The following is a 20,632-nucleotide window of genomic DNA, read 5'->3' on the forward strand; positions in this document are numbered from 1 at the left end:
AGCCAACTTATGCGGAGGGCGTACGCGTTCGCGAACCGTCCGCCGTGAGGACGAGCCTGTCGAGATGGAGCAGCTGGGCGGCCACGACGGCGGCCAGAGCGACGGCGACGACGGCCGCCGGCGTGGCCGCGCCGACGTCGGGTGAGGCGGCGGTGTACGCGCCGAGATGGGCCACCTGGGCGACGGGCGCGGTGAACAGGTCCGGCTGACGGGCGACGAGCTGCGGCCAGAGCAGGCCCTGGGCGTTCACCAGCGTGACCGCGCCGGCGAGGATCCCGGCCATGGGGAGCGAGGGCAGGAACACGCCGCCGAAGAAGTCGCCGCCGGCCCGCTCCGCCAGCCCCTTGCACAACAACGTGAGCACGAGCAGCGCGGGGACGCTCACGAGGAGGGGCGGGACGAGCGCGGCGAACGTGTCCATGAGGCCCAGGCTGCGCACGTTCTGCCAGTTGGCGACGGCCAGCACGCCAGGACCGGCGAACAACCAGGGTGCGAACGCGAGCAGCAGCCACTCGCTCATGGCCCCCAGCGGGCGCAGGCCGCCGATGCCGAGTGCCGCCAAGTAAGCGACGCCCACGGAGACCAGCGCGCCGGCGACCGCGGGCACCCACGTGTTCACCTGCGTACGCAGCCCGCCCGCCTCGGTCCCGGGCGAGGTGAGCAGCCCGTCGATCCACGGCCAGGCGCACACGAGCGCGACGGCCACGACCACGACCAGCGCGGTCACCCCGACGGCCACGGCCGCCGCACCAGGCCCCTCGGTGGCCGCGCGCACAGACGGGGACGCGGGTGGGGTGGCGGTGCGGCGGGGGCCGGCCGCGGTTCCCGGCAGGAGGGTGATGCGTAAGCGGCACGCCACGGCGATGACGGTGGCGACGATGCCCAGCACGCCGAGGATCACCCCTGTGAGGGTCGCGACGGCCGCTCCAGCGCCTGGCTCGGCCAGTCTGAAGGCGTAGTGGTACTGGAGGCTCGCGAGCGTCTCTGTGGAGCGCTCAGGGCCTCCGCCGGTGAGGACCATGCCGTACGCGAACGTCTGGAGACCCACGGCCACGGTGGCGATCGCGACGAGCGCCCCCACGGCGAGCATCCCGGGCATGACGCGCCCGCCGGCGGGAGCGCGCAGGGCGGGCAGGAACGCCGTCACCGCGAGCGAGCAGACCACCCCGAACGTGGCGGCCGCGACGATCAGGCGCAGGCTTCCCGGTGCCGTGGCCGCCTCGGTCAGCCCCTGGGCCAGGCTCGCCACACCGGAGGAGTCGGCACGCAGCCCGCGCCTCCAGGCCACCGCCACCCCCACCGGGGAGAACGTGACGATGCCCAGCGAGAGCACGATCCGCCCCGCCCGCCTGGGCCAGGTGCCGGCGCGGTCGAGCGCCAGGGCCAGCAGCGGCGCCACCACCACGGCGACCAGCAGCGGCGCCAGGGTCAGCGTGAGGGTGAAGCCGAGAGCGCGCCAGAAGCCGCTGCTTCCCAGCAGTTCGGCGTGGTTGGCCAGTCCCACGTCGACGCTCTCACGCAGCATGCCTCCGCGCCGGAAGCCGGCCAGGACCGTCTGGACCGTGGGCAGGACCAGGGTGATGAGGGCGCCGAGAACCGCGGGCGCGGCCAGCAGCCAGCCGAGCGCCGGTGGGAACGCCTGTGGAGGGGTGGGTGAGGTCACGGGGCCTGACCCTACGCCGCTCCGAATCCTCCGCGCACACACACGGGAAAGCCTCCGCCGGGACGCTCACACCTGCCGGTGAAGGGACGGGCGAGGAGGGGACGTCAGTCCAGCGCCGCGAGCACGTCGTCGGAGACGTCGAAGTTGGCGTAGACGTTCTGGACGTCGTCGCTGTCCTCCAGCGCCTCGATGAGGCGGAAGACCTTCTTGGCCCCCTCCTCGTCGAGCGGCACGCTCATCGTGGGCAGGAAACTCGACTCCGCCGAGTCGTAGTCGATGCCCGCGTCCTGCAGGGCTTTGCGCACCGGCACCAGGTCGCCCGCCTCGGACACCACCTCGAACGAGTCGCCCAGGTCGTTGACCTCCTCGGCGCCCGCGTCGAGCACGGCCATCAGCACGGTGTCCTCGTCGAGGCCGTTCTTCGGCACGATGACGACGCCTTTGCGGTTGAACATGTAGGACACGGAGCCGGGGTCGGCCAGGGAACCGCCGTTGCGGGTCAGCGCCACGCGCACCTCGGAGGCGGCGCGGTTGCGGTTGTCGGTGAGGCACTCGATGAGCACCGCGACGCCGCCGGGCGCGTAACCCTCGTAGGTGATGGTCTGCCAGTCGGCGCCGCCGGCCTCGAGGCCGCCGCCGCGCTTGCGGGCGCGCTCGATGTTGTCGTTGGGCACGGAGTTCTTCTTCGCCTTGAAGATGGCGTCGAAGAGGGTGGGGTTGGCATCCGGGTCAGGGCCGCCTGTCCGGGCCGCCACCTCGATGTTCTTGATGAGCTTCGCGAACAGCTTGCCGCGCTTGGCGTCGAGTGCGGCCTTCTTGTGCTTCGTCGTCGCCCATTTGGAGTGGCCGGACATTACCTAGAGCTCCCTCAGCATGTCTACGAAGTAACGGTGCACGCGAGCGTCTCCGGTCAGCTCGGGATGGAACGACGTCGCGAGCAGTGGCCCTTGTCGGACCGCGACGATCCTATCCCCAGGCTCGCACCTGCCCAGCACATCGACGTCCGCGCCGACGGATTCGACCCATGGCGCGCGGATGAAGACCGCGTGCACCCGCTGCCCAGCGAAGTCGAGATCCTCCTCGAAGGAGTCGACCTGACGGCCGAACGCGTTGCGCCTGACCACCATGTCGATGCCGCCGACGGTCTGCTGGCCCGCGACGCCGTCCTCGATCCTGTCGGCCAGCATGATCATGCCGGCGCAGGAGCCATAGGCGGGCATGCCCTCCTTGATCCGCATGCGTAGGGGGTCGAGCATGTCGAAGGTCTCGGCGAGCTTCCACATCGTCGTCGACTCGCCGCCGGGGATGACCAGGCCGTCGACCGCCTCCAGCTCGGCGGGCCTGCGCACGGCCGTGGCCCGCGCGCCCGCCTCCTGGAGCATGCGCACATGCTCGCGCACGTCGCCTTGGAGGGCGAGTACACCGATCGTGGGCACAGCAGATCCTTCCGTCCGGGTGCGGGTTCTGCTCATTCAACACCACGACGGGCCGGGATCTTCCTGGCGGGGGCGCCGGCCGGGACACGACGAGGGTCCCGGCCGGCGGGTGGGTCACGGGCGCTCGGTCTCCAGGCGCACGGTCTCGTCCACCGTCATGGGGCGGCTGCGCGCGGCCGGGTCGAGCGGGCGCAGGTACGTCTGCTGCACCCCGGGCACCCGGTCCTCGATCACGAACGTGGCCCGCGTGTACGCCTCGCCCCCGGGCGTCTGCACCTGCGGCACCACCTTGAAGTCGGCCGTCATCTGGTCGCGCTCGATCTTCGTCAGCACGTAGCCGCGCTGGTTGTTGTAGAACTTCAGATGCGGGTTGATCTTCAGGAACGGGTGCGCCGCCGGGTCGGAGTCGGTGCCGTCCCCGCCGGTGGAGACCGAGGTGGCCACCAGCTCGGAGCCGACGGAGGGTCCCGTCGGGTCGTCGTAGTCGAGTTTGAGGTCACTGGCCCAGTGGGCGTGCACGTCGCCGGTCAGTACGACGGGGTTGCGCACCTCGGCGTCGAGCCAGCCCTGGGTGATGCGCTTGCGGGAGGCGACGTAGCCGTCCCATGCGTCCTGGCTGGTGATCTTGGCCGGGCCGTCGTTGTTGTCGCGCTGGGCGAAGAACACCTGCTGGCCGAGGATGTCCCACTGCGCCCGCGAGTGCCGGAAGCCGTCCAGCAGCCACGCCTCCTGCTCGGCGCCCGTGATGGAGCGGGCCGGGTCGACCGCGGCGGGGCAGTCCTTGTAGCCGTCGCCGCATCCCTGGTCGTCGCGGTACTGGCGGGTGTCGAGCATGTGGAAGGTGGCCATGCGACCCCACCGGATGCGGCGGTAGAGCTGCATGTCGATGCCGCGCGGGATGGAGGTGCGGCGCAGCGGCATGTTCTCGTAGTAGGCGCGGAAGGCGGCCTCGCGCCTGCTCAGGAAGCCCGGCTGGGGGATCTCGGGCTTCTCGGGCACCTCGTCGGCCCAGTTGTTGTCCAGCTCGTGGTCGTCCCACACCACCAGCCAGGGCGCGGCCGCGTGCGCGGCCTGCAGGTCGAGGTCGCTCTTGTACTGGGCGTGGCGCTGGCGGTAGTTGGCGAGGGTCTCGGTCTCGGGGCCCTCGTGGTCGCGGACGTTGCCGCCGGGGATGGTGTAGGTGTCCTTGGTGTACTCGTACTGGTAGTCGCCCAGGTGCAGGATCACGTCGGGGCGCTCCTCGGCCAGCCTGCGGTACGCCGTGAAGTAGCCGTGCTCGTACTGCGAGCAGGAGACGAACGCCATGGCCAGGGCACCGCCGTACGACAGGGGGTGCGGGGCGGTGCGGGCGCGGCCGAGCGGCGAGACGTACGGCCCGACGCGGAAGCGGTACCAGTAGTCCCGGTCGGAGCCGAGGTCCTTCAGCTCCACGTGGACGCTGTGCCCCCATTCGGGCGCGGCCGTCGTCACGCCGCTGCGCACGACCTTGCGGGCGCGTTCGTCGGCGTACACCTGCCACAACACGGGGAACGGCCGTTGCGGCATGCCGCCGAGCCCGTCCTCGGCCATCGGCTGCTGGGCGAGCCTGGTCCAGATGACGAAGCCCTCGTGGTCGGGGTCGCCCGAGGCGACGCCGAGGGCGAAGGGGTCGGTGCGCAGCCCGCGCGAGGCGAGGCTCTGGGCGGATTCGGCGGCGGGGTCGGGGTCGGCGTGCGCGCCGGTCGCGGGGATCGCGGCGGCGGCGCCCGCCGCTAAACCGGTGACGAGGAAGTGCCGGCGGTTCAGCTTGGACACGTGAGGCTCCCGGACGATCAAGGGTGGGGGACGCCCGTAGCCTGACTCAGGATCATGACCAGAGGGTGAACAGCAGAACAGAAAAAGGCGACATCCTTCATGGATGCCGCCTTTTTCGGCGATTTTCGCCGGGATTACCAGCCGCGCTCGGCGAGCCGGTGCGGCTGCGGGATGTCGTCGACGTTGATGCCGACCATGGCCTCGCCCAGGCCGCGGGAGACCTTGGCGATGACGTCGGGGTCGTCGTAGAAGGTCGTGGCCTTGACGATGGCCGCGGCGCGCTTGGCCGGGTCACCCGACTTGAAGATGCCGGAGCCGACGAAGACGCCCTCGGCGCCCAGCTGCATCATCATCGCGGCGTCGGCCGGGGTGGCGATGCCGCCCGCGGTGAACAGCACGACCGGCAGCTTGCCGAGCTTCGCGACCTCCGCGACCAGCTCGTACGGCGCCTGCAGCTCCTTGGCGGCGACGTACAGCTCGTCCTCGGGCAGAGAGGTGAGGCGCTTGATCTCGGCGCGGATCGTGCGCATGTGGGTGACGGCGTTGGAGACGTCGCCGGTGCCCGCCTCGCCCTTGGAGCGGATCATGGCCGCGCCCTCGGTGATGCGGCGCAGGGCCTCGCCCAGGTTGGTGGCCCCGCACACGAACGGCACGGTGAACTGCCACTTGTCGATGTGGTTGGCGTAGTCGGCCGGGGTGAGCACCTCCGACTCGTCGACGTAGTCGACGCCGAGCGCCTGCAGCACCCTCGCCTCGACGAAGTGGCCGATGCGCGCCTTGGCCATGACGGGGATCGACACGGCCTCGATGATGCCGTCGATCATGTCGGGGTCGCTCATCCTGGACACGCCGCCCTGGGCGCGGATGTCGGCGGGCACACGCTCGAGGGCCATGACGGCGACCGCCCCGGCATCCTCAGCGATCTTGGCCTGCTCGGGCGTGACGACGTCCATGATGACACCGCCCTTGAGCATCTCGGCCATGCCGCGCTTGACGCGGGCCGTTCCGGTGACGGGGCTGCTTTCTGGCGTGCTGCTGGACACGGTCTTCCTCACGGGCTCTCACGGCGAATCGGTATGTTCTCAAGCCCATCGTAGGTCCTGACGGACCCCTCCCCCGACATGCCAAGATGTCAGGTTTTATCGCCGTAGTTATACAAGAAGGACTACGGGATGACGGGCTTGCGGCTGGCGAGGGCGACCCAGACCTGGCCGGGCGCGAAGTTCATCGGCTCGCCGCTCTCCGTGGTGAACGTCGTGCCGTCCTTCTCCGATTCCCGCTCCCAGTTCGCCTTGTACGCCTTGCCGTCGCGCAGCACGATCGCCTTGCCCTTGCCCGTGGTGTGCACGAGCGGCGTGTAGCTGTCGTTCTTGTCGTGGAACTGCGAGCGCTCGGTCTTGGTGTACTGGATGACGATCGTCGGCGCGCCGAGCTGCCCGCCCTCCGCGGCCACGTCCTTCTTGCCGTCCTGCCAGATCATCCACTTCTTCCTGGCCTCGGACCAGGCGAAGGTGAAGCGGGCGGCAGGCCACTTGACCGTGTACGACTTGCGCGGCACCCCGCCTTCCGGCGCGTCGCCGAAGGTGAAGCCGATGTCCTTGGCCTTGCTCGCCTTGGGGGCCTTGGCCAGCAGCCGCTTGGTGTTGGCGAACAGGTTGTAGGGGGCGAAGCGGCCCGGCTGGCGGAAGTACGCGCCGGGGTTGCGCGTGTCGCCGACGTCGAACAACGACGCCTCGGCGATGAACGGCAACATCTTGGACTGCGCACCCGAGTAGGAGAAGGCGGGCTTGCCGAACTGCGGCGCGATGTGCAGGTCGGAGATGCGGGCGCTGCGCACCGGCCCCACCTTGGACGGCAGCCGGGAGGAGAAGATCGCCATGATCCGGGTCAGCCCGGCCTCGACCTGCTCGACGTAGACGATGTCGGCGCTCTTCAGGCCCTGCTGCGGCTTGCCCGCCGCGGTGTTCTCGATCTTCACCGCCAGCACGGGCTTGAGGGTGTCGTACGGCTTGCCGGTGAAGGGATGGGCCTTGACCTCGGTGGGCTCCTCGCTCGGCGCGACCGAGGCGGCCGCCTGGGGCACCTTGCCCGGCGCCGGTTCCTCCGAGGAACAGGCGGAGACGGGCAGGAGCACGGCAGCTCCGGCCAGCCAGATCGTGATCGTCCGGGATAGCCGCACCAGTAACACTCCTCGCCTTCAGCCCAGAAACGGGATGAAGCTTACTGGTTTCCCCAAATCAGGTCATTCAGTTGCCATAGTCGCCGGTGGATTGTCATCGATCTCGAAGAACCGGGGGTATTCGGTGTGGCCGGCCAGGCGGAGGGTCCTGGCGAGCCAGCGGCGCTGCGCCGTACGCGTGACCGCGACCGCGTTGTTGTAGAAGCGGCGGGAGTAGACCACCTTGGCCACGGCGGCGTCGAGCTCTTCCAGCAGGTCACGCCCGCCTGGCGCCTCCGACAGCTTCTCCCTGAAGCGCTCCTGGTCCACGGCCGCCCGCAGGGCCCGCGACAGGTCGCTCTCGGCGTGCTCGCGCTCGTCGGGGCCCGCCGTCCTCGCCTCGTGGGCGGCGGCGGCCAGCACGAGGGACGTGGCCGGGTCGAGCAGGCGCGACCCGGCCAGTTCCAGGACCACGGCCCTGCGCCGCATCAGCGCGGCGTCCAGCGCCTCCTGGGCCAGCTCCAGCCGGATGTGCAGGCGGTCGAGCCGGCCGGCCCGCCAGGAGATGTAGACCGCCAGGAGCACCACGACGATGCCTGCGATGAGCACGACCATGGTGGATGTCACAGGTCTTCCTCCACGCGGCCCGCGCCGCTCGTGGTGACCGTCTCGTAGACGCGCACGACGTCGCGCGCGACCGTGGACCAGTCGTACTTCCTGACCGCGACCAGCGCCTCCGCCGCCAGCTTGGCCCGGCGTTCCGGAGCGTCGAGCAGCGCGCCCGCCTCGCGCGCCAGCGCCGCGGGGTCGCCGTTGGAGAACAGCGCGCCCGCCTGGCCGTCGCCGAGCACCCTGCGGAAGGCGGGGATGTCGCTGGCCAGCACCGTGGCGCCGGACGCCATGGCCTCGGCCAGCACGATGCCGAAGCTCTCGCCGCGCGTGTTGGGGGCGCAGAACACGTCGACCGAGTGGTAGGCGCGGATCTTGTCGGCCTCGCTCACCATGCCCAGCACCGTCACCCGGTCGTGCAGACGCTTGGGCACCCGCTCGTAGACGTCCTTCGCGTCGCCGGGGCCGGCGACGAGCAGCTTCACCTCCGGCCGCTCGTCCGCCAGCATCGTGAACGCGTCGAGCAGGATGGGCAGACCCTTGCGCTCTTCGTCCATCCGGCCGAGGAAGCCGAGCGTGGCGCCGTCGGGCCCCCAGCCGTCGAGCGGCTCTGCGTCGGTGTAGCGGGAGACGGTCACGCCGTTGGGAATCAGCACGGTGTCGCCGCCGAACTGCTCCACCAGGCTCTTACGGGCGGCGTCGGAGACCGTGATGCGCCCGCTGAGCTTCTCCAGCGCGCTCTGCAGCACCGGCTCGGCCACCGCGATCGCGCGCGAACGCACCCAGGAGGCGTGGAACGTCGCCACGATCGGCCCCTTGGCGGCCCAGCAGGCCAGGATGCCGAGGCTCGGGATCAGCGGCTCGTGGATGTGCAGCACGTCGAACTCGCCCGTGCGCACCCACCGCCGCACCCGCGCGGCCGACAGGAAGCCGAACGACATCCTGGCCACCGACCCGTTGTACGGCACGGGGATGGCTCGTCCCGCGCCCGTCACGTAGGGGGGCAGTTCGTCGTCGTCGGCCGCCGGCGCGATCACCGACACCTCGTGGCCCTGCGCCATGAGCGCCTGCGCCAGGTCGTCGATGTGCTGTTTGACCCCTCCTGGCATGTCCCACGAGTAGGGGCAGACGATGCCGACCTTCATGACCGCAGGTCCTCCAGCCAGAGCCGCTGCAGCATGTGCCAGTCCTCCGGGTGCTCGGCGATGCCCTTCTCGAACACCTCGGTCATCCGCTGCGCCACCGCCGCGACCTTCTCCTGCCGGGTGCCCTCCTCCGGGACCGGGATCTCCTCGTGGATGTGGATGCCCCAGTCGTCGCCCACGAAGTAGACGGTCGCGGGCAGCAGCGCGGCCCCGGTCTGCACGGCCAGCAGCGGCGGCCCCGCGGGCACCTTGGTGGTCGCGCCGAAGAAGCGCACCTCGACACCGCTCTTGGTCAGGTCGCGCTCGGCGGGCAGGCACACGACCCCGCCCTTGCGCACCCGCGTGGCCAGGGTGCCGAAGTTGTGCCCGTCGCCTCCGGTGAGCGGCAGCACCTCCATGCCGAGCCCTTCGCGGAAGGCGACGTAGCGGCGGAACAGCGACTCCGGTCTCAGCCGCTCGGCCACGGTGGTGAACGGATGCCCGACGCCCACCAGCCACGCGCCCGCCTGGTCCCAGTTGCCCATGTGGGGCAGGGCCAGCACCACGCCGCGCCCGGCCGCCACGGTGTCGTGCACGTGCTCGGCGCCGATGACGTGGGTGCGGCGCACGATCTCCTCCGTGCGCATGGACGGCAGGCGGAAGATCTCGTGGAAGTAGCGGAAGTAGGAGCGCATGCCGGCCCTGGTGAGCTCGGCCAGCTCGCGGCTGCCCACCTCGAGACCGGTGACCCTGGCCAGGTTGGACTCCAGCCGGCGTACGGACTTGCCGGCCCTGCGCCAGACGCGGTCGGCCATGAAGCGGAAGACCGCCGCCGTCGGGCCCTGGGGCAGCAGCGGAACGAGCTTCCAGCCGGCCGCGAAGCCCGCGGCCACGACACGATCGCTGACGGACGCCTTCTCGCTCATGTCTCCCTCGCCTGATGGTAGACCGCCACCACACGCTGCCCCACGGTGATCAGGCTGGCCACCGCGAGCAGCCACATGCCCGCGGCCAGGACGTACGGCACCCCGAGGCCCGCGAGGAAGGCCGCGACCAGCGCCACGACCAGCCGCTCAGGACGCTCGGCCAGCCCCACGTCGGCCGTGAGCCCGAGCCCTTCCGCCCTGGCCTTGGCGTAGGAGACCACGGCGCCCGCGACGAGGCACACCAACGTCACCGCGGCCATCAGCGTGTCGCCTCCGACGACGAAATACAAGATCAGGCCGGCGAAGATCGCCGCGTCGGCCACCCGGTCGAGCGTCGAGTCGAGAAACGCGCCCCAGGTGCTGCCCCCCTTGCCCCCGAGCCTGGCCACCACGCCGTCGAGGAGGTCGAACAGCACGAAGACGGTGATGACCAGGGCGCCCGCGGCAAGGTGCCCCAGCGGGAACAGGAGCAGGGCCGACACGACGGTGCCGAGAGTGCCGATCGCCGTGACGGCGTCGGGGCCGATCCCGCGGCCGGCCAGAGCCCTGCCCAGCGGGGTGAGTATCCGGGTCATGGCCGGGCGCAGGAGTTTGAGCATCGCCGTCCGATCGTAGGCCATCACGGACCTGACAACTTTCTTTGCCCCGCCCCTCTTGTGATATCCGCCACAGGGGTATTTGGTGAACACACCGCGTCCATGCGGTTTCTGTCACCTTCCGCGCGGGCGCGGCGTTGGGAACATCCGACGACGCGGGAGGCGATGTGGCGGAAAGACACTCAGGCGGCGCCGTGGGAGCCGCGGGCAGGGCACCCGCGGCCGACAGGGCGGATGCGATACGCAATGTCGTGCTTGTCGGCCACTCCGGAGCGGGTAAGACGACCCTCGTCGAGCAGTTGCTGGCCGCCACGGGCACCGTCCAGCGTCCCGGCCGGGTGGAGGACGGCAACACGGTCAGCGACTTCGACGAGGTCGAGGTCCGGCAGCAGCGCTCGGTCAACCTCGCGTCGGCGCCGCTCGTGTTCAACGGAATCAAGATCAACCTGCTGGACACGCCCGGTTACGCCGACTTCGTGGGCGACCTGCGCGCGGGGCTGCGCGCCGCCGACGCCGCGCTGTTCGTGGTGTCGGCCTCCGAGGGGATCGACGGCCTCACCCAGATGCTCTGGGAGGAGTGCGCCCAGGTCGGCATGCCGCGCGCGGTCGTGGTCACCAAGATCGACCACCAGCGGGCCGACTTCGACGAGGTGCTCACCGCCTGCCAGGACGTGTTCGGCGACGGCGTCGCGCCCCTCTACCTGCCGGTCATCACCAACGGCCACGTCAACGGCCTGATCGGGCTGCTGTCGCAGAAGTTCTACAACTACGCCACCGGCACGCGCACGGAGAAGGACCCCGGAACCGAGTACGCGGCCCAGATCGAGGACCACCGCGGCGTCCTGATCGAGGGGATCATCCAGGAGAGCGAGGACGAATCGCTCATGGAACGCTACCTCGAAGGCGAGCCCATCGAGACCAAGGTCCTCATCGAGGACCTGGAGAAGGCGGTCGCGCGCGGCAGCTTCTACCCGGTGCTCTGCAGCGGGATCGGCGTCGGCGCGACGGAGATGCTCGAGCTCATCACGCAGGGCTTCCCGTCCCCGCTCGAACATCCCATGCCGGAGATCACCGATCTGTCCGGCAAGCCGGTGAAGAACATCACGTGCGACCCGGACGGCCCGCTCGTGGCCGAGGTCGTCAAGACCACCAGCGACCCGTACGTGGGCCGCATCAGTCTCGTGCGCGTCTTCTCCGGTACGCTGCGTCCCGACATGACCGTCCACGTGTCCGGGCACGGCCTGGCCGAGCGCGGTCACGAGGACCACGACGTCGACGAGCGCATCGGCACCCTGACCTGCCCGCTCGGCAAGCAGCAGCGCGGCGCGGCGAAGGGCGTGGCCGGCGACATCGTGGCCGTGGCCAAGCTGTCGCGCGCCGAGACCGGCGACACGCTCTCGGACGTCGAGCGCCCGCTGCTGATGACGGCCTGGCAGATGCCCGACCCGCTGCTGCCCGTCGCCATCAGGGCCAAATCCAAGGCCGACGAGGACAAACTGTCGCAGGCCCTCGGCAGGCTGGTGGCCGAGGATCCGACACTGCGTCTGGAGAACAACGCCGAGACCAGGCAGCTCGTCCTGTGGTGCATGGGCGAGGCGCACACCGACGTGCTGCTCGACCGCCTGTCCAAGCGGCACGGCGTCGAGGTGGAGCGGGTGGACCTGCGGGTGCCGCTGCGCGAGACCTTCGGCGGCAGGTGCCAGGCCATGGGCCGCAACGTCAAGCAGACCGGCGGCCACGGCCAGTACGCCATCTGCCACCTGGAGGTCGAGCCGCTGCCGTCGGGAGGCGGCTTCGAGTTCGTCGACAAGATCGTGGGCGGCGTGGTGCCGCGCCAGTTCATCCCGTCGGTGGAGAAGGGCGTGCGGGCCCAGATGGAGCGGGGTGTCGTCGCCGGCTACCCGATGGTGGACGTCCGGGTCACCCTGTACGACGGCAAGGCCCACTCCGTCGACTCCTCCGACATGGCCTTCCAGATCGCGGGTCAGCTCGCGCTCAAGGAGGCCGCGTCGAAGGTCTCGACACTGCTGCTCGAACCGGTGGACGAGATCTCGGTGCTGGTGGCCGACGACTACGTGGGCTCGGTGATGTCCGACCTGTCGTCGCGGCGCGGGCGGGTGCTCGGCACCGAGCCCGTGGGCACCGGCCGCACGCTGGTGCGGGCGGAGGTGCCGGAGCTGGAGATAACGCGGTACGCCATCGACCTGCGATCCATGTCACACGGCACCGGCACCTTCCAGCGCACGTTCCTGCGCTACGAGCCGCTGCCGTCCAACCTCGCGAGCAAGGTGGCGGCCGCCGGTTGAGGGCCTCGCGGAACGGCCGGAAGGGTTTTGCCCCTTCCGGCCCAACCGTACCCATTAATCACAGAAACATCACGAGTACATTTCTTTTTTTGGTCCCGAGCATGCCGGGGCGACTGCCAGACTGGTGGGCACTATGCGAACCGGACGCCCACTCCTAGCCGTTGCCACACTCGCCGTCGCCACCACGGCCGCCGCCTACGTGTTCGGCCCCGGAGCCGGAGAGAGCCCCGCAGCGAGCCGGACGAAGACGGCCATGGCCGCCCCCGCGGCGGCGTGCAAGGCCGACGCCCGCTATCCCAAGCGCGAGCTGCGCGGGGTGTGGATCGCCACGACCCAGAACATCGACTGGCCGTCCAAGACCGGGCTGAGCCCCGCCAAGCAGCGGGCCGAATACGTCAAGATCCTGGACAACGCCGCCCGGCGCCACCTCAACGCCGTCTTCGTCCAGGTCAGGCCCGCCTCCGACGCGCTCTACAAGTCGTCGCTCGAGCCGTGGTCGCAATATCTCACCGGCACGGCGGGCAAGGACCCCGGCTGGGATCCGCTGCCGTTCCTCATCGACGAGGCGCACAAGCGCGGCATGGAGTTCCACGCCTGGTTCAACCCCTACCGCGCCTCCTACGGCGACAGCACCGCCAAGCTGCCCGCGGCCCACCCCGCGCGCAAGCACCCGGGCTGGGTGGTGAAATACGGCGGCCGCCTCTATTACAACCCCGGCATGCCCGCCGTGCGCCGCCACGTGACCAAGGTCATCACCGACGTCGTCAGCCGCTACGACGTCGACGGGGTGCACTTCGACGACTACTTCTACCCCTACCCGGTGGCGGGCGCGAAGTTCGACGACAGCGCGGCGTTCAAGAAGCACGGCAAGGGCAAGAAGCTCGCCGACTGGCGGCGCGACAACGTCAACACGCTGGTCGCCGAGGTCGACAAGGCCGTCCACGACACGAAGAACCACGTGAAGTTCGGCATCAGCCCGTTCGGCATCTGGCGCAACACCTCCAACGACCCGAGCGGCTCCAAGACCTCGGGCATGTCGGCGTACGACTCGATCTACGCCGACGCGCGGGCCTGGATCAAGTCCGGCACCGTCGACTACGTGCTGCCGCAGCTCTACTGGCCGCGCGGGCACCGGCTGGCCGACTACACCACGCTCGCGCGCTGGTGGGCCCGCGAGGTCAAGGGCACCGACGTGCAGCTCTACATCGGTCACGGCCTCTACCGCGTCGGCGCCGCCGACGACAAGGCCTGGAGGAAACCGGGCGAGCTGGCCGCGCAGGTGGGCGTCAACCGCAAGCTCAAGCAGGTCGACGGCTCGGTCTACTTCAGCGCCAAGCAGCTGCTGAGCGACCCGCTCGGCTCGGTCGACCGCCTGGCCGGCTCCCGCTACGGCCGCCCGGCGCTGCCGCCCCTGATGAAGGAGCGCGGCGGCAAGGCTCCCGCCCCGCCCTCCGGCGCCAAGGTCTCCGGCGGCACGTTGTCGTGGACACCCTCCGGGAACGCCCGCGCGTACGCCGTCTACCGGCTGCCGAAGTCGGGCAAGGACTGCCACACCAGCGACGCCCGCGACCTCGTCGCCGTCGTCTCGAAGCCGTCGTACCCGGCCAAGGGCGGCACCTACCTGGTCACCTCCCTCGACCGGCTCTACAACGAGAGCGATGCCGTCGAGGTGAAGGCCGGCTGAGGCCGGTTCCCGTACACGAGGCATGAGGACCCGCCGCGCGGCGTCGCGGCGGGTCCTCATGCATGCTGACGTGGGACTTCGCGCCCTGAGAGGGAAGGGGACGGTGAGCGTCGCACCCTGTGGCGTGAGGCCCCGGTACGCGGAAGGCGAAAGGAGGGCGGCAACGGCCGCGCCGGCGGCCAGGAACGCACCGGCCGCACCCACAGCGTGAGAGGGTAGTCGGGTCCGGTGGCGCCGGGACGAGAGCTGCTTCCGCCGCGCCACGGAGCCCATCGATGACGGGAGGTTCTCCGGTGAGGCGCGCGCTAGTCATGCTGGCCGTGCTGGCCCTTCAGGTGCTGGCCGGGCTGGGACTGCTCACCGGGGCGGCACGGGCCGACGAGGACGCCGGCCGGGTGGCCCTCATCGGCGTCTCCGGTCTGCACTGGAACGACCTCACCCAGGCCGACACGCCCAATCTGTGGGAGCTGGCGAGGGCGAGTGCGATCGGCTCCATGTCGATCCGCACGGTCGGCACCGTGACCTGCCCCTACGACGCGTGGCTGACCGTCTCCGCGGGCACGAGGTCGGCCGTGGGCTACCGCTGCGGCTCGCCTCCCGCGCCCGAGCAGCAGGGCACGGGAGCCGTCATCCCGCACTACCGCTACCTCATCGACGTGGCCGGCCAGCGCAACGCCGGCGTCCTCGGCGAGTCGCTGAAGGCCGCGGGCCAGTGCTCGATCGCCATCGGCCCCGGCGCCGCGCTCGGGCTGGCCGACCGGCAGGGCGCGGTGCAGCACTACCACGCCTCGCCGCTCCAGGTGACGACCGCCGACCTGGAGAAGTGCCGGATCGTGGCCATGGACGTGGACGACCTCGTCCTGCCCTACCTCACCGACGGGCAACTGCCCAGCGAGCCCGACCGGCTCAGCGCCGCCGAGCGCCGCGACGCCCTGCGCCTGGCCGACGCCAAGGCCGGCGCGCTGCTGTCGGTCCTGCCCGCGGACACCACGGTGGTGCTCGCGGGGCTGTCCGACCACGGCTCCGTGCCGCACCTGCGGGTGACGGCGCTGCGCGAGCCCGGCGCGGCGGGCCGCCTGCTCGGCGCGGCCTCCACCCGGCGCGAGGACCTGTCGATCACGCCCGACCTGACCGCCACCATGCTGACCAGGCTGGGCGTGCCCGTGCCTCCCGCGGTCGTGGGCGGGCCGCTCCAGGTCGGCGGTCAGGGGGCGACGGTCGACCGGCTGCGCGACGCCGACGCCGACGCGCAGGCCATCCGCGCGGTGAAGGGCGGCTACTTCACGGTCATGGCGGTGTTGCAGGTGCTGTTCTACGTGATCGCTTTCCTGCTGCTGCGCCGCCGCAAGGGCCTGCTCCCCGTCCGCGTCGCGGGCACCGCCCTGGCCGCCGTGCCGGCCGCCAGCTTCCTGGTCAACCTGCTGCCGTGGTCGAGTGTGCCGCAGATGGTGGCCGGCGTGCTGGGGTGGACGGCGGCGCTCACCGCGCTGGCGTTCGCGGGGCCGTGGCGGCGCGCGCCGCTCGGCCCGCTCGCGGTCGTGGCCGGGGCTACGGCGCTCACCCTCGTCGGCGACCTGCTGACCGGAACGACCCTGCAGGTCAACAGCGTCATGGGCTACAGCGCCGACGTCGGCGCCCGCTACTACGGGCTCGGCAACATCCCGTTCGCGCTGCTGGCGACCGGCACGCTCCTGACCGCCACGGTCATCGCGCACCGCTGGCCGGGCAGGGCGGGCGTGGCCGCGATCGTGGTGCTCGGCACGTTCGCCATGGTGCTCGGCGGGTCGGGCATGGGCAGCGACTTCGGCGGCGTGATCGCGTTCGTGCCGGGCATCGCGGTGACCGCGCTCGTCCTGGCGGGCAGGCGCGTCTCGCTGGTGAAGCTGGGCGTCTTCTGCGTGGCGGGCGGAGTGATCGTGATGACGTTCGCCTGGCTCAACTACCTGCGGCCGCCGGACGAGCAGACCCACCTGGGCCGGTTCGTCGGCCAGGTGCTGACCGGCGAGGCGTTCGACGTCATCTTCCGCAAGCTGCAGGCCATGCTGGGCACCCTGCTCAGCCCCAACCTCATGCCGATCGTGATCGCCGCGGTCGCCTTCCTCGTCTACGCGATCCTGCGGCCCGAGCAGGCCTCGGCCGGCGTGGTGCCGGCCGCGTTCGAGCACTCCCCCGCGCTGCGCGCCGGGCTGATCGGCACGCTGGTCAGCGGCGTGCTCGGCATGCTCGTCAACGACTCCGGCGCGGCCGTGCTGTCCATGGCCCTGGCCCTTGCCGTGCCGCTGCTGCTGGCCACCGGCATCGGTGTGCTACGCGCGCCCGCGTCCGCCGGAGGCGCCCTGGGAGAGCTGACGGGCGCACGACGGTAAGCCCCGTCAACCCGGCGCAGCCGAGGCCGTCAGCCCCGCGCCCCCGCCGTCAACCCGACGCAGCAGGCGCCCGACCCGGTGCAGCCGCCGCCGTCAACCCGGCGGTGCCTTCCTGCACGGCGCCGGGGGCGCGACTTGGGGGCGCGGCGGCGGCTCAGGTCCAGGCGTCGGCGAGTAGTTGTCGCGTGTCGCGCAGCAGCTGGGGAAGCACCTTGGTCTGGCCGACGACCGGCATGAAGTTGGTGTCGCCGCCCCACCGGGGCACCACGTGCTGGTGCAGGTGCGCGGCTATGCCGGCGCCGGCGACCTGGCCGAGGTTCATGCCGACGTTGAAGCCCTGCGCGCCGCTGGCCTTGCGCAGCGCTCCCAGCGACTTCTGGGTGAACTCTCCCAGCTCCACCAGCTCGGCGGGCTGCAACTCCGCGTAGTCGGCGACGTGCCGGTAGGGCACCACCATCAAATGGCCCGAGTTGTACGGATAGAGGTTGAGCACCGCGTAGACGGTGTCGCCCCGCGCGACGATCAGGCCCTCCTCGTCGCTCATCTTGGGGATCGCGTCGAACGGGCACCCGTCACCGGGGCCGGTGCCCGTCGGTTTGTTCTCGCCCTTGATGTAGGCCATACGATGCGGGGTCCACAGGCGCTCGAAGTTGTCGGGCGACCCTGCCCCTGCCTGATCGTGCATACCTAGCAGCATAGAACCACCGGCTCACGGGCTGCTCGTCCGGGACGAGCCCCGGCCGCCCGCGCGCGGGCCGGTGGCAAGCCTGTAAGGATGTCACCCATGACCTCTCAGCTCGAACCCATGCCCGAAGACTGGCAGCGGGCCCTGGCCATCGTGGCCCACCCCGACGACCTTGAGTACGGCTGCGCCTCGGCCGTGGCGGCCTGGACCGACGCGGGGCGCGACGTCTCGTACGTGCTCGCCACGAAAGGCGAGGCGGGCATCGACACGCTCGAACCCGTCAAGTCCGCCGCCGTACGCGAGCGTGAGCAGCGGGCCAGCGCGGCCGTCGTCGGAGTGGCGAGCGTGGAGTTCCTCGGCCACGCCGACGGGGTGATCGAGTACGGCACCGCGCTCAGGAAGGATCTGGCCGCCGCGATCCGCAGGCACCGCCCGGAGCTCGTGATCACGTTGAACCCGGACGATACCTGGAACGGCACGTACTGGAACACGCCCGACCATCGTGCGGTGGGCCGGGCCGTGCTCGACGCCGCCGGTGACGCGGGGAATCGATGGATTTTCCCTGACACGGAGGCCGAGCCCTGGGGCGGCGTCCGCTGGGTCGCCGTAGCCGGGTCCAACGCCCCCACCCACGCCGTCGACGTCACGACCAGCCTGGAACGTGGGGTGCGCTCGCTCGTGGAGCACCGCGCGTACATCGAGGCCCTCACCACCGAAGACCCCGAGACCTACGCCCGCAACCTGATCGAGGGCTTCGCCGGCGAGACCGCCGAGCGCTTCGGCGGCCGCTCCGCCGTCGCCTTCCGCCTCTTCCCCTGCTGACCCACCCCGTGACCACACCTCGCCGCGCCGGCGCTCCACGCCGGGGTGAGGTCGTGGCCACGCTACCGCCACGATCGCATCGGCCCCGCGTGACGGCCCCGCGTGACGGCCCCGCGTGACGGCGCTGCGTGACGGCGCTGCGTGACGGCGCTGCGCGACGGCGCTGCGTGGCGCTGAGTTCGGTGTCCGGCGCCTTGTGGCCGTACGGGCCCGGGGGCGCTCGTCGGCGGTCGTAGCGGTCACCGGGTGGTGGTGATGCCGGGGCCGGGCCGAGCGTACGGGCTCGGTCCGGACGTGGGCGAGGATGGCCGGGGGCGGCCGCCCGGGTGCGGCGGCCGCCCCGCGGCGCGTAAGGGGTCAGACCTGGATGCGGCGCTCCACCGCGTTGGCGATCTCGGCGACGGCCACGTCGATCGGCACGCCGTTCTTCTGCTCGCCGCTGCGGTAGCGGAAGGACACCGCGCCGCCCGCGATGTCGTCGTCGCCGGCCAGCAGCATGTAGGGGATCTTCGCCTTCTGGGCGTTGCGGATCTTCTTCTGCATGCGGTCGTCGGACGCGTCGACCTCGACCCTGATGCCGCGCTCCTTGAGCCGCTTGGCGACGTCCTGGAGGTAGGGCACGTGGGCGTCGGCGATCGGGATGCCGACCACCTGGACCGGGGCGAGCCAGGGCGGGAACGCGCCGGCGTAGTGCTCGGTGAGCACGCCGAGGAAACGTTCGATCGAGCCGAACAGCGCCCGGTGGATCATGACGGGCGTCTGGCGGCTGCCGTCGGCGGCCTGGTATTCGAGCTCGAAGCGCTTGGGCTGGTTGAGGTCGAGCTGGATGGTGGACAGCTGCCAGGTGCGGCCGATCGCGTCCTTGGCCTGCACCGAGATCTTCGGGCCGTAGAAGGCCGCGCCGCCCGGGTCGTCGACCAGTTCGAGGCCCGACTCCTCGGCCGTCTGGCGCAGCGCCTCGGTCGCCTCGGCCCAGTCGGCGGGGTCGCCGATGAACTTGTCGGAGTCGTCGCGGGTGGACAGCTCCAGGTAGAACTCCGACAGGCCGAAGTCGCGCAGCACGCTGAGCACGAAGGTCAGCAGGCTCTTGATCTCGCCGGCCATCTGCTCGCGGGTGCAGTAGATGTGGGAGTCGTCCTGCGTCATGCCGCGCACCCGGGTCAGGCCGTGGACCACGCCCGACTTCTCGTAGCGGTAGACCGAGCCGAACTCGCACAACCGCAGCGGCAGCTCACGGTAGGAGCGGCCGCGCGCCCGGAAGATCAGGTTGTGCATCGGGCAGTTCATCGGCTTGACGCGGTATTCGATGCCCTCCAGCTCGAAGGGCGGGAACATGTCCTCGGCATACCACGGCAGGTGGCCGGAGGTCTCGAACAGCGTCGACTTGGTGATGTGCGGGGTGTTGACGAACTCGTAACCGGCCTCGCCCTGCCGCCGGCGCATGTAGTCCTCCATCTCCTTGCGGATGATCCCGCCCTTGGGATGGAAGACCGGCAGGCCGCTGCCCAGCTCGGGTGGGAAGCTGAACAGGTCGAGCTCGGCGCCGAGCTTGCGGTGGTCGCGCTTCTCGGCCTCCTCCAGCAGCTTGAGGTAGTCGTCCTGCTTGTCGCGGGACTCCCACGCGGTGCCGTAGATGCGCTGGAGCTGCGGGTTGTTCTCGCTGCCCCGCCAGTAGGCGCCGCCGGAGCGCATGAGCTTGAAGGCGGGTATCGACCGGGTGGACGGCACGTGGGGGCCGCGGCACAGGTCTTTCCACGTCAGGTCGCCGCTCCTGGGGTCGAGGTTGTCGTAGATGGTGAGCTGCCCGGCGCCCACCTCGACCGACTCTTCGTCCTCGGCGCCGCCCTTGAGCCCGATCAGCTCCAGTTTGTACGGCTCACCCGCGAGTTCCTCGCGCGCCTCGTCGTCGGAGACGGCCCGGCGGGAGAACAGCTGACCCTGCTTGACGATCTCGCGCATGCGCTTCTCGATGCGCTTGAGGTCGTCGGGCTGGAACGCCCGCTCGACGTCGAAGTCGTAGTAGAAGCCGTTGTCGACGGGTGGGCCGATGCCCAGCTTGGCCCCGGGGAAGAGCTCCTGCACCGCCTGCGCCATGACGTGGGCGGTGGAGTGGCGGACGATCGCCCGGCCCTCCTCGCTGGAGATCTCGATCGGCTCGACCACGTCGCCCTGCTCCAGCGGGTGGGCCAGGTCGCGCGCCTGGCCGTTGACCCGGGCGGCGACGACCGTGCGGCCGTCGGCCTCGAGGGCCTGCCCGGCCGTCGTGCCGGCCGCGACCACACGCTCGGCTCCGGCGAGGGTGATGCGTAGCTCGGCTGACACGGTGTCTCCTCAGGGATCGCGCTCGATGCCCGGCACCGAGGCTGGTTCGATGGTGAACACCGATGCTATCGCGGGTGAAAAGCGTCCCCGGACACCGCGCCCACGCCGGTGCCCACGCCCACGCCCCTCCCACGCCCACAC

Annotated in this window: 16 protein-coding genes; 4 read left to right on the forward strand and 12 right to left on the reverse strand. The window is 70.8% G+C overall.

Annotation, left to right across the window (positions count from 1 at the left end; genetic code table 11):
* Positions 1-7: 7 nt before the first annotated feature.
* The 10 genes from E1295_RS03540 to pgsA form a co-directional block, all read right to left on the reverse strand.
* On the reverse strand, positions 8-1,663 hold the full coding sequence (locus E1295_RS03540) for a carbohydrate ABC transporter permease (protein ID WP_132628189.1): 1,656 nt from the start codon (positions 1,661-1,663) through the stop codon (positions 8-10).
* A gap of 104 nt (positions 1,664-1,767) precedes the next feature.
* Complete coding sequence (locus tag E1295_RS03545; protein ID WP_132628190.1) at positions 1,768-2,517, reverse strand: YebC/PmpR family DNA-binding transcriptional regulator; 750 nt, start codon at positions 2,515-2,517, stop codon at positions 1,768-1,770.
* Positions 2,518-2,520: 3 nt separating this feature from the next.
* A complete protein-coding gene (pdxT, locus tag E1295_RS03550; protein WP_132628191.1) occupies positions 2,521-3,135 on the reverse strand; it encodes a pyridoxal 5'-phosphate synthase glutaminase subunit PdxT in 615 nt (204 codons plus the stop codon).
* Positions 3,136-3,213: 78 nt separating this feature from the next.
* Entirely contained in the window at positions 3,214-4,893 is a 1,680-nt protein-coding gene (locus E1295_RS03555; protein ID WP_132628192.1) for an alkaline phosphatase D family protein, read from the reverse strand.
* Positions 4,894-5,027: 134 nt separating this feature from the next.
* Positions 5,028-5,936: a pyridoxal 5'-phosphate synthase lyase subunit PdxS gene (gene pdxS, locus E1295_RS03560; protein WP_132628193.1), complete on the reverse strand. Its 909-nt coding sequence runs from the start codon at positions 5,934-5,936 to the stop codon at positions 5,028-5,030.
* A 122-nt stretch (positions 5,937-6,058) separates the two neighbouring features.
* The gene (locus tag E1295_RS03565) at positions 6,059-7,072 is read right to left on the reverse strand and encodes a DUF3048 domain-containing protein (RefSeq protein ID WP_132628194.1); all 1,014 of its coding nucleotides are present in this window, start codon (positions 7,070-7,072) and stop codon (positions 6,059-6,061) included.
* Positions 7,073-7,135: 63 nt separating this feature from the next.
* Positions 7,136-7,666, reverse strand: coding sequence for a hypothetical protein (locus E1295_RS03570; RefSeq protein ID WP_132628215.1), 531 nt, complete (start codon positions 7,664-7,666; stop codon positions 7,136-7,138).
* Between the two features lie 8 nt (positions 7,667-7,674).
* Positions 7,675-8,805, reverse strand: coding sequence for a glycosyltransferase family 4 protein (locus tag E1295_RS03575; protein ID WP_132628195.1), 1,131 nt, complete (start codon positions 8,803-8,805; stop codon positions 7,675-7,677).
* Positions 8,802-9,710, reverse strand: a complete 909-nt coding sequence (locus E1295_RS03580; RefSeq protein ID WP_132628196.1) for a phosphatidylinositol mannoside acyltransferase — start codon at positions 9,708-9,710, stop codon at positions 8,802-8,804. Before E1295_RS03580 ends, E1295_RS03575 begins: the two co-directional genes overlap by 4 nt.
* Positions 9,707-10,330, reverse strand: coding sequence for a phosphatidylinositol phosphate synthase (pgsA, locus tag E1295_RS03585; protein ID WP_132628197.1), 624 nt, complete (start codon positions 10,328-10,330; stop codon positions 9,707-9,709). The genes E1295_RS03580 and pgsA overlap by 4 nt, the downstream gene beginning before the upstream one ends.
* A 143-nt stretch (positions 10,331-10,473) precedes the next feature.
* Between pgsA and E1295_RS03590 the strand changes: the two genes are divergently transcribed.
* The 3 genes from E1295_RS03590 to E1295_RS03600 all read left to right on the forward strand — a co-directional run bounded on the left by E1295_RS03590 (position 10,474) and on the right by E1295_RS03600 (position 16,662).
* Positions 10,474-12,612, forward strand: a complete 2,139-nt coding sequence (locus E1295_RS03590) for an elongation factor G-like protein EF-G2 (protein WP_132628198.1) — start codon at positions 10,474-10,476, stop codon at positions 12,610-12,612.
* A gap of 133 nt (positions 12,613-12,745) precedes the next feature.
* Positions 12,746-14,296, forward strand: coding sequence for a glycoside hydrolase family 10-like protein (locus E1295_RS03595; RefSeq protein WP_132628199.1), 1,551 nt, complete (start codon positions 12,746-12,748; stop codon positions 14,294-14,296).
* Positions 14,297-14,589: 293 nt separating this feature from the next.
* Positions 14,590-16,662, forward strand: coding sequence for a hypothetical protein (locus E1295_RS03600; RefSeq protein WP_246079813.1), 2,073 nt, complete (start codon positions 14,590-14,592; stop codon positions 16,660-16,662).
* A gap of 154 nt (positions 16,663-16,816) precedes the next feature.
* On the opposite strand, the gene E1295_RS03605 is transcribed toward E1295_RS03600, so the two are convergent.
* Positions 16,817-17,347: an HIT family protein gene (locus E1295_RS03605; RefSeq protein WP_246079814.1), complete on the reverse strand. Its 531-nt coding sequence runs from the start codon at positions 17,345-17,347 to the stop codon at positions 16,817-16,819.
* A gap of 99 nt (positions 17,348-17,446) precedes the next feature.
* On the opposite strand from E1295_RS03605, the gene E1295_RS03610 reads away from it, so the two are divergent.
* Complete coding sequence (locus tag E1295_RS03610) at positions 17,447-18,169, forward strand: PIG-L deacetylase family protein (protein WP_132628202.1); 723 nt, start codon at positions 17,447-17,449, stop codon at positions 18,167-18,169.
* A gap of 357 nt (positions 18,170-18,526) precedes the next feature.
* On the opposite strand, the gene thrS is transcribed toward E1295_RS03610, so the two are convergent.
* Positions 18,527-20,491, reverse strand: coding sequence for a threonine--tRNA ligase (gene thrS / locus E1295_RS03615; protein WP_132628203.1), 1,965 nt, complete (start codon positions 20,489-20,491; stop codon positions 18,527-18,529).
* Positions 20,492-20,632 lie beyond the last annotated feature (141 nt).

The sequence above is a fragment of the Nonomuraea mesophila genome (assembly GCF_004352805.1).
In the GTDB taxonomy this organism is placed as follows: Bacteria; Actinomycetota; Actinomycetes; order Streptosporangiales; family Streptosporangiaceae; genus Nonomuraea; species Nonomuraea longispora.